The organism is Kordiimonas marina, assembly GCF_023006325.1.
GTDB lineage: Bacteria > Pseudomonadota > Alphaproteobacteria > Sphingomonadales > Kordiimonadaceae > Kordiimonas > Kordiimonas marina.
Genome location: NZ_JAINDF010000002.1, coordinates 231,662 through 244,260, shown reverse-complemented (window position 1 = coordinate 244,260; position 12,599 = coordinate 231,662). Strand labels below are relative to the sequence as shown.

Sequence of the window (12,599 nt, the reverse complement as noted above, 5' to 3'; positions counted from 1 at the left end):
TGTGTCGCTTAGAATGAATATCGTCGGGCTTGTGGCGTCGCTTGTCGTGTGGCTGTTCGCCCGCTGGCGTGAGAAACGCACCAAGCTGGGGGAGGTACCGCTGATCCCCGCCTTTTATATCCAGTTCGCCGCCCTGGTGGCGTTCCTGGTCCTGACCGCGAACCTGATTTCGCTGGTGACCGGCATCAACTGGAAGTCCCCCACAGGCCACTGATGGCCTACTGATGATCTTCGGGCGCAGTTTCCACCTTGGGCGGAACGGTCTGGAACAGTTTCCACCCCAGTATCCGATAGGTCACAGCCCAGATGATGGAGTTGAAAAAGCGCCGCTTGCCACGCCGGCCCTGCGCGATGAAAACCCCCGACGGGTGCCTGTAGATATGCGGCATGACGCGCTCGCTTTCGAGCACCAGGATATCCTTGGCGGCCGTTGTCGTGAGGGTGGAACTGCGCCTTAAGGGTTCGCTGATCCGGCGCTTGCGCGGACGGCCTTTGCGGCGGCGCCAGGCCTTGAACCAGATCATCACCCCCCCGACCCCGATCAGCAGGATCAATCCGGCCATACCCAACATATAGACCCAGTTATAGCCCTGGGTCAGGTCCATACGGTCAACGGTTTCGCTGACAGCCTGCTTGACCGTCAGGCGGGAATCGCGGGCGAGCGCGCCATCGGCGGCAAAGCTGTAGATCACCGCATCCCGCCGGTCGAGCTCGCCAAGGATGCCATTCCCGCCATACACAGCCACATAGCCGTTCGACGCCACAGTCACACCATAAAGCGGGTCGCCGCTGCATTTGACCTTGATGTCGATGAGGTTGGCGCGGACGGTGAAGAGCTGATAATCGGTCACGCGCGTGCAGCGGAACCGGTAAATCTGGATCAGCTCGCCGAGCTTGAGCCCGACGGTTGCGGGCGGAACTTCGCGCTTGATATCACCATAGATATCAAGCCCCAGCTGGCGCGGGTCGTTCTGAAGGTCAAGACTTTGGGCGAAAACCGGCACGGCCCATAAGACCATTGCCGCTAGTACGCCTGATAGCTTCCAAAATGCCCGCATAAAGTGCCTGCTCCTGCTTTGGGCCATTGAAAGTCATTCATCGATTTGATGCAAGAGGCTAAGCCACGAATGCGGCACAAAAAAATGCGGAACCGCTATCGGGGGAGGACAGACGGTTCCGCGCGACACAGTCAGATCAAGGGAGCTATTGAGCTGTATCAGCAGCTTCTTTATACCCGAAGAGCTGTTAACAACGGGTAAACAAAAAAGCACCCTGATCTATTTTATTTCAAGTAACCGCCAAGATGAACTTGAAGATATAAAGAATTCACCGAACGGATTGAATTACCTCAGTTTTCGCGCATTTTAAGTGCGGCGATGAAGGCATCGTGCGGTATTTCGACCTTACCGTACATGCGCATACGCGCCTTACCCTTCTTCTGCTTCTCCAGAAGCTTCTTCTTCCGGGTGACGTCGCCGCCGTAACATTTGGCGGTCACGTCCTTGCGCATAGCGGAAATAGTCTCGCGGGCGATAACCTTGCCGCCGATCGCCGCCTGGATCGGGATCTTGAACAGTTGCCGCGGGATCAGGTCCTTGAGGCGTTCACACAGCGCGCGGCCACGGGCCTCAGCCTGGCTACGGTGTACAAGCATGGCAAGCGCGTCCACCGGCTCGGCATTGACAAGGATCGACATTTTCACCAGGTCGGATTCCACATAGCCCGCCAGCTCATAATCGAAGCTCGCATAGCCGCGGCTGACCGACTTCAGGCGGTCATAGAAATCATAGACCACTTCGTTGAGCGGCAGACGGTACTTGAGCATCGCCCGGTTACCGGCATAGGTCAGGTCATCCTGAATACCGCGCTTGTCTTCACAAAGCTTCAGGACCGCGCCGAGATAGTCATCCGGCACCAGGATTGTAGCGTTGATCCAGGGTTCCTCAATATGGTCGATCCGCACCACCTCAGGCATATCGGCCGGGTTATGCAGCTCGACCATCGTGCGGTCGGTCATATAGATTTTATAGATAACGCTGGGGCTGGTGGTGATGAGCTCCAGATCGAATTCCCGCCACAGGCGCTCCTGGATAATCTCCAGGTGCAGCATCCCAAGGAAGCCACAGCGGAAACCGAAGCCGAGCGCGGCCGAGCTTTCGGCCTCAAACTCGAAGCTGGCGTCATTGAGCCGAAGCTTCTGCAGCGCATCGCGCAGGCGCTCAAACTCGGACGAATCGGCCGGGAACAGACCGCAGAAGACCACCGACCGGCTGGGTTTGAAGCCCGGCAGTGCTTTGGCACACGGCTTTTTCGCATCCGTGATGGTATCGCCCACATGGGTGTCGGCCACTTCCTTGATCGAGGCGGTGATAAAGCCGATCTCGCCCGGGCCGAGTTCAGGTACCATGACGCCTTTCGGCGTGAAGACACCGACCCGGTCGATCTGGTGGTCGGTCCCTGCCGCCATCATCTTGACCAGTTGGCCCTTCTTGATGCTGCCGTCGATCACGCGCACAAGCACGACAACGCCGAGGTAGCTGTCATACCAGCTGTCAACCAGCATGGCCTTGAGGGGCGCATTCCTGTCGCCCTCAGGCGCCGGCAGGCGCGTCACAATGGCTTCCAGCACGTCGTCGATGCCAATGCCGGACTTGGCCGAACACAGCACGGCCTCCGACGCATCGAGCCCGATGACATCCTCGATCTGCTCGCGCACCTTTTCGGGCTCGGCTGCCGGCAGGTCGATCTTGTTGAGAACAGGCACGATCTCATGGTCGTTCTCGATCGCCTGATAGACGTTGGCCAGCGTCTGGGCCTCAACGCCCTGGCTAGCATCAACGATGAGAAGCGAGCCCTCGCACGCAGCAAGGCAGCGGCTGACCTCATAGGCGAAGTCGACGTGACCGGGCGTATCCATCAGATTGAGCACATAATGCTCACCGTCTTGGGCCTTATATTCCAGCCGCACGGTCTGCGCCTTGATGGTGATGCCGCGTTCGCGCTCGATATCCATCGAATCGAGGATCTGCGCCTTCATCTCCCGGTCGGTCAGCGCGCCAGTGGACTGAATAAGCCGGTCCGCCAGCGTCGACTTGCCATGGTCGATGTGGGCAATGATGGAAAAGTTGCGAATATTTTTAAGCTCGGTCATGGCCGTTCAGTTACTCGTTTCAAAAGCTGCTCCGCACACCGCCGGAACAAGAGAAGGACGGCACCAGTTGCCGCCCCCCGTTTTAATCAGTCGCCTCAGCGCCCGTCAGTAGGGCAGCACCCGGTCAGGCGGCCGGTGTTTGTCGACAAAGGCGCGGATATTGATCAGCACCTTTTCCCCCATCGCCACACGGGCCTCGATGGTGGCCGAGCCCATGTGCGGGGTCAGCACCACGTTATCGAGCTCCAGAAGCTTGGGGTTGATCTCGGGTTCGGCCTCGAACACGTCAAGGCCCGCGCCTGCAATACGGCCGACTTCGATGAGGTCGGCGAGCGCTTCTTCATCGATGATCTCACCGCGGGCGGTGTTGATGATCACGGCATGGGCCTGCAGCTTCTTCAACCGGTCCCGGTTCAGAAGATGATGGGTTTCTTCGGTCAGCGGACAGTTGACCGAGACGAAATCCATCCGCGTCAGCATCTGGTCCAGATCCTCCCAGAAGGTGGCTTCGAGATCGGTCTCCACCTCTTCCGGCAGGCGGGTCCGGTTATGGTAATGCACCGCCATGTTGAAGGCCTGGGCGCGGCGCGCGACCGCGCGGCCGATGCGGCCCATGCCGATGATGCCAAGGCGCTTACCCTGGATACGGTGGCCCATCAGGAAGGTAGGCGTCCAGCCGGTCCAGTCGCCTGCGCGCAGAATTTTCTCGCCTTCAAACAGGCGGCGCGGCACAGCAAGCAAAAGCGCCATCGTCAGGTCCGCTGTGTCTTCGGTCAGCACACCCGGCGTGTTGGTAACGGTGATGCCCTTCGCCTGCGCGGCGGCCAGGTCGATATGGTTGACCCCGACACCGAAGTTGGCAATCAGCTTCAGCTTGTCACCGGCCGCGGCAATGACGTCCGCATCGATCTTGTCCGTCACGGTGGGCACCAGCACGTCGGCATCCGCCACGGCGGCCTTCAGGGCCTCCTGGTCATACGGCTTGTCGGCAAGATTGAGGGACACATGGAACAGCTCTGCCATCCGGGTCTCAATAATGTCCGGCAGCTTACGCGTGACCACAACCTTGGGCCGGTTTCGGTTTCCTGTTTGACTCATGCGGTAAAATAACCTTTTCTGACGGGCGAAAAGGCTGCCCGGTTTCAGACTCAGGCTTCTGTACCAGAAGGTGGCGCCTCAATCAAACGCCAAGCGACGGGGGACATGCACAGATGCGGCGCTTTTTCAGCATTTTTTCACTGATCCTGACCTTTAGCCTACTCTCTAGCGTTAGCGCCCTGCCATCATCGGCCGCGACCACAGGGCCAAGCGGCGCACCGCTGCCACGCTATGTTTCGCTTCACGCCGAGAAGGCCTATATGCGCACAGGCCCCGGCCGCCAGTATCCGATCGAATGGGTCTATACCCTCAAGGGGCTACCGTTCGAGGTGGTGGACGAAGATGGCCCCTGGCGCCAGGTCAAGGATATCGACGGCGCTACCGGCTGGATTCACGTGACCCTACTGACCGGGCACCGGACCGCGATGATCACGGGCCGGATGCATAAGCTGTATGCCGACCCGGACCCACGCTCGCCCCTGCGCCTGACCGCGGACCCGGGGGTTATCGGGGACCTGCTCGCCTGCCAGGGTACTTGGTGCCGGCTTGAGATCGATGGCACCAAGGCCTGGACCGAGCGCAAGTACCTCTGGGGTGTCTTCCCGCGCGAAGAGTTCAAATAAGCGCGGAAATCCTGCATTCCTGATGGATTTCCACGCTTTTTCCCACAGACAAATATCGCTTATCTGAGCGTCAGATTATTTTGATTGACCGGTTTATATAAGTACTTACATAATTTCTTGCATAGTATGATGTAAGGATCCCCCCATGCAGTCGTCTAACGAGTTATATTTCGAACTGGGACTCGGCACGCGGATGCGCCGCCTCCTGGAAACCCTCAGCACCGATGCCGAACGGCTTTACGCAGAAGCCGGGATGGACTTCAAGGCCAGCTATTTCTATGTGGTCTATGCCCTGGCCGAGCGCGGTGCCATGCCGATCAGCGATATTGCCCGGCTCGCCGGTTTTTCCCATTCGGCCGTCAGCCAGACGGTGAAGAAGCTGATCAGTCTTGGTTATCTGGAGGCTGAGCCTGGTGATGACGCGCGCCAGAAGGTGATCGGCTTCACCGAAAAAGGCGCGGAAATCGTGAAGCGCAGCACCCCTTTGTGGGCAGCCCTCGAAGGTGCGGTCAAGGAAGCGGTCGAGGAAAGCGGCGCCGACATTCTGGCCGGCATCACCGGACTGGAGACAAGCCTTGCCAACAAGGGACTGTATGCCCGCGCCAGTGAGAAGTTGGCCGCGGGCCAGCCTGCGCCCTTCACCATTGAACCGTTTGACGTCAAATACCGGCAGGCTTTCTATGACCTCAATGTCGACTGGCTGAAGAAATATTTCGTCATCGAACCCATCGATGAAACCGTGCTCAGTGACCCCGAAAGCCAGATTCTCGCCAAGGGCGGCGAGATATTCTTCGCAATCCGGGACGGCCGGGCCGTCGGCACCGTGGCCTTGAAGCCGACCTCGGAAGGCGTGTTCGAGCTGACCAAGCTGGGCGTCGACCCCACGGCACAGGGCGGCGGCATGGGCCGGGCGCTGTGCGAGGAAGTCATCCGCCGGTTCGAGGCCCGCGGCGGCACGCTGCTGTTCCTCGAGACCAACACGGTCCTCAAGCCCGCGATCCGGCTGTATGAAACCCTGAATTTCGTCGCCAAGGAGCCGCCCGCGCCCAGCCCTTATGAGCGTGCCAACTATTATATGGAATGGGAGGGCCGCAATGCCGACCGCACGACCGAAGCAGCCTGAAGGCAGTCGCCTGGCCGGGCGCGGGACCGTCAGCCTTGTGCCGTACGCCCCTGTGCACCGCCAGGCCTTTCATGACCTTAACCTCGCCTGGCTTGAAAAATATTTCACAGTTGAGCCCGTGCATCTGAAGGTGCTCCGCGACCCGGAAGGGGAGATTATCGCCAAGGGCGGTGAGATTTTCTTCGCACTTCTGGACGGCAAGCCCGTCGGCACCGTTGCGGTACGCGCGGACGGCGGCGGCGCCTACGAGCTAACCAAGCTGGGCGTCGACCCTGCGGCGCAAGGCTATGGCATCGGCCGCAAACTGTGCCAAGCCGTCATCGACTGGTATAAGGCCCAGCCCGACGGTGTGCGTCTCTTTCTGGAAACCCACACCAAACTGAAGCCGGCGATGCATCTTTACGAGGCCCTGGACTTCAGGCTCACGAAAAACCCCGGTGCAGACGAGTATGAAGGCACCGATTGTTATATGGAGTGGCGACCATCATGACGGACTTGACCATAGAAAAAGCTGAAAGCACGGAAGACCTGGCCGCCGCCAAGGAAATCTTCCGCGCCTTTTCCGAGTGGCTGCCCATCGACCTTGGCTTCCAGGATTTTGAGGGTGAAATGGCGCGCTTCCCCGAAGGTTTCGTCCATGTGCTATTGGCCAAGCTGGACGGCAAACCCGTGGGCGCCGTCGCCCTCCGGGACCTCGGGGACGGCGTGTGCGAAATGAAGCGGCTTTATGTGCTGCCGGAAGCGCAAGGCACCGGCGCGGGCCGCAAGATTTGCGAGCGCCTGATGACGGACGCCAAAGCGTTCGGTTTCCAGACCATGCTGCTCGATAGCCTGGAACGGCTGGAGGCCGCCGTCGCGCTCTACCGCAAGCTCGGCTTCGAGGACATCGAGCCCTACAACTTCAACCCCGAAGCCGACGTGGTTTACATGAAGCGGGCGCTTGAAGACTTTTGAGGCCCGGAGCTAAGCAACAAAAAAGGCGGAGCCGAGGCCCCGCCTTTTTTGATTTCATGTTCGTGGCCGTTAGTCGCCGGTGACGATCCGGTCGACGAGCTGCTTCACTGTCGGGATGAAGCCGTTCGAATAGAAGGGGTCGCGCGCGAAGCGGAAGGCGTTGTGACCGGCGAAGACGAGGTTGTCGTCAATCGAGCCTTCGTGCGCCACATCATCCAGCGTCTTCTGGATACAGAAGCTGCGCGGGTCGGCCAGGCGGCCACTGCTGTTCTTTTCGTTGTCCGCCCAGGCCGAGAAGCGGCACTGGCTTAGACAGCCGACACAATCGGCCTGATCCTTGCGGATTTCGGCGCATTTTTCGGCGTCGACGAAAATGATGCTGTTGTCCGGGGTCTTGAGCGCGCGCTCATAGCCTTCACGGATCCAGGCTTCGGCTTTGCCCAGGTCTTCGCGGCGGACGATATAGGTCTTGCGGTCGACCGTCAGCTCAGCGTTGAAGTCCTCATCCTTCTCGGTGCGGAACTCGATCTGGCGCTCGTTGCGGCCCACCAGTTCACCCAGGAAGCGGTTCTTGATCGCCGACGAGAAAAAGCCGGTCGGGCTGAAGTTCTGCAGAAGCACGTCACCCGGTTTCAGGTCCATGAGCTTCTTCTTCCAGCGGTCGGAAATCGGGCTTTCCTTCGTTAAGAGCGGACGGGTACCGAACTGGAACATGATCGGGCCGAGCTCTTTATTGTCGATCCAGTCTTTCCATTCCTTCAGGTTCCACACGCCACCGGCCATGATGATCGGCACATGGTCGAGCCCGAGCGACCGCATGATCTTGCGGAGCTCAAGCACACGCGGGTACGGGTCCCCCGGCTTGGTCGGGTCTTCGGCGTTCGAGAGGCCGTTATGACCGCCGGCGAGCCACGGGTCTTCGTAAACGACACCGCCCAGAAGGTCGGCGACGTTTTTGTAAGCCCGCTTCCACAGCGCGTTGAACGCGCGGCCGGAAGATACGATCGGATAATAATGCACGCCGTATTTCTGGGCGAGCTCGGCAAGCTTATAAGGCATACCGGCGCCACAGGTCACACCGTGGATCATGCCGCGGGTCTTTTCCAAGACACCATGCAGGATGCGCTGGGCGCCGCCCAACTCCCACAGCATGTTGATATTTATGAAACCTTCACCGCGGGAAAGCTCCCACGCCTTGCGCACCTGGTCGATGGTGCCCCGGATCGAAAAGTCGATCATTTCCTCATGGCGCTCCCGGCGGGTGCGGCCATTGTAGATATGCGGGATAACATTGCCATGCTCGTCATACGCGTCGGTAATGACGGCGGACACGGTACCGATACCGCCTGCGCCAGCCCATGGGCCGGAGCTCGCACCGGTCGAAATGGCAACGCCCTTGCCGCCTTCAATAAGCGGCAGAACGTCCTTACCGGCCAGACGGATCGAATTCAGCGAAAAACTCATCAAACTCTCCCAATACACCCCCACCGAAATCCGGTCCCCTACGGGGTATTTTGCGCCCTTCCCTTAAAGGGCGAAACCGGCGTGACTTTACCACACGCCGGTTTCTTTTCAATTAATGCCGTAGCGTCAACTGCTCTTAGTCGCGCTTCGGACGGTCCTTCTTCGGCGGGCCGGATTTCGGCGGACGCGCATCCGGGATCTCTTCACCAGTTTCCTGGTTCACGACACGCATGGAGAGGCGAACCTTGCCACGGCCATCGATTTCGAGGCACTTCACGTAAACCTCGTCGCCTTCGTTGACGACATCGGTGACTTTTTCCACACGTTCTTCAACGAGTTCCGAGATATGGACGAGGCCATCGCGGCTGCCCATGAAGTTGACGAAGGCACCGAAGTCCATGATGCGGACAACCTTACCTTTATAGATCGCGCCAACTTCCGGCTCGGCCACAATGCCGAGGATCCAGTTTTTCGCCTGGTCGATCTTCGCAAGATCAGCCGATGCGATTTTGATCGTGCCATCGTCTTCGATGTCGATCTTGGCGCCAGTGGTTTCGACGATTTCGCGAATCACCTTACCACCCGTACCAATCACTTCACGGATCTTGTCGGTCGGGATCTTGATCGTCTCGATGCGCGGAGCGTGAGCCGACAGCTCTTCACGAGCCCCGGTCAGCGCTTTGCTCATCTCAGCGAGGATGTGCGCACGGCCACCGTTGGCCTGCTGGAGCGCGACTTCCATGATCTCTTTGGTGATGCCGTTGATCTTGATGTCCATCTGCAGTGCAGTGACACCCTTTTCGGTACCGGCAACCTTGAAGTCCATATCACCGAGGTGATCTTCGTCACCCAGGATGTCGGAGAGAACGGCGAAGTCGTCGCCTTCCTTGATCAGACCCATGGCGATACCGGAAACCGGACGCGTGATCGGCACACCGGCATCCATCATGGCAAGAGCCGAACCACAGACGGTCGCCATCGAGGACGAGCCGTTCGATTCGGTGATCTCGGACACGAGACGGATGGTGTAAGGGAATTCTTCCTTGGGAGGAAGAACCGCCTGAACCGCACGGAAAGCAAGCTTGCCGTGACCAATTTCGCGACGCCCAGGCGAGCCCATGCGACCACACTCACCGACCGAATAGGGCGGGAAGTTATAGTGCAGCATGAAGCCGGAGCGATAGCTGCCTTCAAGCGCATCGATGATCTGCTCGTCGTCACCGGTGCCGAGGGTGGCAACAACCATGCCCTGGGTTTCACCGCGGGTGAAGAGAGCCGACCCGTGGGTGCGCGGCAGAACGCCAACTTCGGAAACGATCGTACGGACTTCATCAAGGGCGCGGCCGTCAATACGCTTGCCGGTCTTGATGATGTTGCCGCGAACAATGTCGCTTTCGAGCTTCTTGAGGAGGCCGCCGACCAGCTGGTCAGTGATTTCCGCATCTTCCGCCATCATGTCGGCGAGGGCTTCGAAGACTTTGTCCTTGGCGGCCTTGATGCTGAGGACACGGTCCTGCTTCGCGGTAATGGCGTAAGCAGCACGCAGGTCGTCTTCCGCGATCTCGGCGATTTTCGCCTTGAGGTCCGTGTTGTCACGGCCTTCCGGCAGTTCCCACGGCTCATTGGCGGCAGCTTCGGCGAGGTCGATGATGGCATCGATAACCTTCTGCTGCTGCTCATGACCAAAGACAACGGCGCCGAGCATGACTTCCTCGGAAAGTTCCTTGGCCTGGCTTTCCACCATCAGCACGGCTTCGCGGGTACCCGCAACCGTGAGCTCAAGCTCGCTTTCCTTAAGTTCTTCAATGGTCGGGTTCAGGATGTATTCGCCATCCTTGTAACCAACCTTGGCACCGGCGATCGGGCCGAAGAACGGCAGACCGGACAGCGTCAGGGCGGCAGAAGCACCGATCATGGCAACGATGTCGGAATCGTTTTCCATGTCGTAGCTCATGACCGTGCAGACAACCTGCACTTCGTTTTTGAACCCATCCGGGAACAGCGGGCGGATCGGACGGTCGATAAGACGGCTCGTCAGCGTTTCCTTCTCGCTCGGACGGCCTTCACGCTTGAAGAAGCCACCCGGGATCTTGCCGGCTGCGTAGAATTTTTCCTGATAGTTTACCGTGAGCGGGAAGAAGTCCTGCCCAGGGCGCTGGGATTTGGCACCAACAACCGTACACAGCACGGTGGTGTCGCCATAGGTTGCCATAACGGCACCGCTTGCCTGACGGGCCACATGGCCGGTCTCAAGTACCAGGGTACGACCACCCCATTCGATTTCTTTGCGATGAATATTGAACATTTTCTAACCTTTCAGCAGCCAGACGGGTATCGCACTAACCTTGCCGTCTGACCCCGGCACACCCCCTATGGATATGCCCCGCTTTGCGAATAAACCCGGGCTCCCTCATTAAAGCCCAGGCGATGTGATTTCCTGACTTATCAGCAGAAGCCCTTCCGACCAATCGGTTCCGTGAAGTGCCCCCGGGAAAAGCAGGAGGGCCGGCTCCTTGGAACCGGCCCTGCTTTGAAGAACCTTACTTCCGAAGACCCAGGCGGCCAATCAGAGTCTGATAGCGCGCGCTGTCTTTGGCTTTCAGATAATCCAGCAGGCTACGCCGCTGGTTCACCAGCTTCAGAAGGCCACGGCGGGAGTGATTGTCCTTTTTGTGGTCTTTGAAGTGTTCGGTAAGGTTAACAATACGCTCAGTCAGGATAGCAACCTGTACTTCCGGCGAACCGGTGTCGCCTTCTTTGACGGCGTATTCGTTGATAACTTCTTGTTTGCGTTCCGCAGTAATCGACATCGATCTTCTCCTAAAAAAGATTACATATTGAAGACCCGCCTGGACCTAACCGTACCATCGATGTTTTCGGCAATCGCCAGAGGCGTATCACCATCCATCAGTACAATCGTACCAAGCTTGGCATCGGGTAGGTGGAGGGATTGTCCGCATCTGATGCGGTCTGCCTCCGGTACCGTCACGGCTACCGCCGGGATGTCGTCCAGCGCAGTCGTAAGCGGTAAAATTACGGCCCGAGCGCGCGCACTATGGCCTAAGTCACTGAGCAATGCCAGAGAAATCGATCCTTCAAGACCGAACGGACCAACGCGCAAACGCCTGAGCATAGTGATGTGACCATAGGTGCCGAGCCTGAGCGCAATGTCCCGTCCGAGCGAGCGCACATAGGTGCCTTTGCCGCAGCTCACATGGAAGGTGGTCTCACCTTTCTCGGCATCATGGCCTGTTACACTAAGTGATTGAATTTCAATATTTCTTGGCTTCAGTTCGACCGTTTCACCCTGGCGTGCGAGGGCATAGGCGCGCTTGCCGTCCACCTTGATGGCGCTGTAGGCGGGTGGAACCTGTTCGATGATGCCTGTAAATTCCGGCAGAACCGCGAGGATTTCCGCCCGATCGGGGACCCTGCCGCCATCGTGGATGACAGCGCCCTCAAGGTCGTCCGAATCGGTCGCTTTGCCCCACCCGACGGTGAAGGCGTATTCCTTCGTGGAATCGACAATATAGGGCATGGTTTTGGTGGCTTCGCCAAGCGCGATGGGCAGGATACCGCTGGCAAGCGGATCGAGCGTGCCGCCATGGCCGACCTTCTGCGCGTTGGTCACACGTTTGACCGTGCCGACCACCTTGGCGCTGGAGATACCAAGCGGCTTGTCGATGACCAGCCAGCCATCAACCTTTTCACCTTTACGCTTACGGGCCATGGCCTAGTCTTCATCGCCTTCTTGGGGCTCGTCGTGCTCGAGATCCCGGACCACACGCGGGTCCTTCAGAAGCGCCTCGATATGACTGGCTTCATCGAAGCTTTCGTCGATGAGGAACCTCAGCCGCGGCATATATTTCATGGTCACCGAGCGGCTCAATTGCCCGCGGATAAAGGTGGCATGATGGTTGAGCGCCTTCACGATCGCCCCCTCCTTGTCACCGCCGAGCGGCATGACAAAAATGGTCGCGTTCCGGAGGTCCGGGCTGACCCTGACTTCAGAGACCGTAATCGAAGCGGTATTCAGCGCCGGGTCCTGAACCTCGCCGCGGGTCAGGATAGCGGACATGGCGTGACGGATGTTCTCCCCCACGCGCAAGAGACGCAGGCTTGGCCCGCCCGCGCCTGAATGCTGAGACCTGGACATGATGTGCCCTCGTCTTTCCTGGAAAACCAG

13 protein-coding genes are annotated in these 12,599 nt (G+C 58.8%); 5 read left to right on the top strand and 8 right to left on the bottom strand.

Annotated elements, in window-relative coordinates:
- Nucleotide 1 precedes the first annotated feature (1 nt).
- Nucleotides 2-214, top strand: a complete 213-nt coding sequence (locus tag K6118_RS04235) for a hypothetical protein (protein ID WP_247118973.1) — start codon at nt 2-4, stop codon at nt 212-214.
- Between the two features lie 4 nt (nt 215-218).
- On the opposite strand, the gene K6118_RS04230 is transcribed toward K6118_RS04235, so the two are convergent.
- From K6118_RS04230 to K6118_RS04220, 3 genes are all read right to left on the bottom strand, one after another.
- A complete protein-coding gene (locus K6118_RS04230; RefSeq protein ID WP_247118972.1) occupies nt 219-1,019 on the bottom strand; it encodes a hypothetical protein in 801 nt (266 codons plus the stop codon).
- 329 nt (nt 1,020-1,348) lie between these two features.
- Nucleotides 1,349-3,151 (bottom strand): translation elongation factor 4, encoded by a 1,803-nt coding sequence (lepA, locus tag K6118_RS04225; RefSeq protein ID WP_247118971.1) that lies wholly within the window; start codon nt 3,149-3,151, stop codon nt 1,349-1,351.
- Between the two features lie 105 nt (nt 3,152-3,256).
- A complete protein-coding gene (locus tag K6118_RS04220) occupies nt 3,257-4,249 on the bottom strand; it encodes a 2-hydroxyacid dehydrogenase (RefSeq protein ID WP_247118970.1) in 993 nt (330 codons plus the stop codon).
- 260 nt (nt 4,250-4,509) lie between these two features.
- Here K6118_RS04220 and K6118_RS04215 point away from each other — a divergent pair, with 260 nt between their 5' ends.
- From K6118_RS04215 to K6118_RS04200, 4 genes are all read left to right on the top strand, one after another.
- Nucleotides 4,510-4,872 (top strand): SH3 domain-containing protein, encoded by a 363-nt coding sequence (locus K6118_RS04215; RefSeq protein WP_247118969.1) that lies wholly within the window; start codon nt 4,510-4,512, stop codon nt 4,870-4,872.
- A 145-nt stretch (nt 4,873-5,017) separates the two neighbouring features.
- Nucleotides 5,018-5,995 (top strand): bifunctional helix-turn-helix transcriptional regulator/GNAT family N-acetyltransferase, encoded by a 978-nt coding sequence (locus K6118_RS04210; protein WP_247118968.1) that lies wholly within the window; start codon nt 5,018-5,020, stop codon nt 5,993-5,995.
- Nucleotides 5,967-6,485 (top strand): GNAT family N-acetyltransferase, encoded by a 519-nt coding sequence (locus tag K6118_RS04205; RefSeq protein WP_247118967.1) that lies wholly within the window; start codon nt 5,967-5,969, stop codon nt 6,483-6,485. The genes K6118_RS04210 and K6118_RS04205 overlap by 29 nt, the downstream gene beginning before the upstream one ends.
- Complete coding sequence (locus K6118_RS04200) at nt 6,482-6,949, top strand: GNAT family N-acetyltransferase (protein WP_247118966.1); 468 nt, start codon at nt 6,482-6,484, stop codon at nt 6,947-6,949. Before K6118_RS04205 ends, K6118_RS04200 begins: the two co-directional genes overlap by 4 nt.
- A 69-nt stretch (nt 6,950-7,018) precedes the next feature.
- Here the strand turns inward: K6118_RS04200 and K6118_RS04195 are convergent, their stop codons facing one another.
- From K6118_RS04195 to rbfA, 5 genes are all read right to left on the bottom strand, one after another.
- A complete protein-coding gene (locus K6118_RS04195; protein WP_247118965.1) occupies nt 7,019-8,413 on the bottom strand; it encodes an NAD(P)H-dependent flavin oxidoreductase in 1,395 nt (464 codons plus the stop codon).
- A gap of 136 nt (nt 8,414-8,549) precedes the next feature.
- Complete coding sequence (gene pnp, locus K6118_RS04190; RefSeq protein ID WP_247118964.1) at nt 8,550-10,718, bottom strand: polyribonucleotide nucleotidyltransferase; 2,169 nt, start codon at nt 10,716-10,718, stop codon at nt 8,550-8,552.
- 235 nt (nt 10,719-10,953) lie between these two features.
- Complete coding sequence (gene rpsO, locus K6118_RS04185; RefSeq protein WP_247118963.1) at nt 10,954-11,223, bottom strand: 30S ribosomal protein S15; 270 nt, start codon at nt 11,221-11,223, stop codon at nt 10,954-10,956.
- Between the two features lie 20 nt (nt 11,224-11,243).
- Nucleotides 11,244-12,143 (bottom strand): tRNA pseudouridine(55) synthase TruB, encoded by a 900-nt coding sequence (truB, locus tag K6118_RS04180; RefSeq protein ID WP_247118962.1) that lies wholly within the window; start codon nt 12,141-12,143, stop codon nt 11,244-11,246.
- A gap of 3 nt (nt 12,144-12,146) precedes the next feature.
- The gene (gene rbfA / locus K6118_RS04175; RefSeq protein ID WP_247118961.1) at nt 12,147-12,569 is read right to left on the bottom strand and encodes a 30S ribosome-binding factor RbfA; all 423 of its coding nucleotides are present in this window, start codon (nt 12,567-12,569) and stop codon (nt 12,147-12,149) included.
- Between the last annotated feature and the right edge of the window lie 30 nt (nt 12,570-12,599).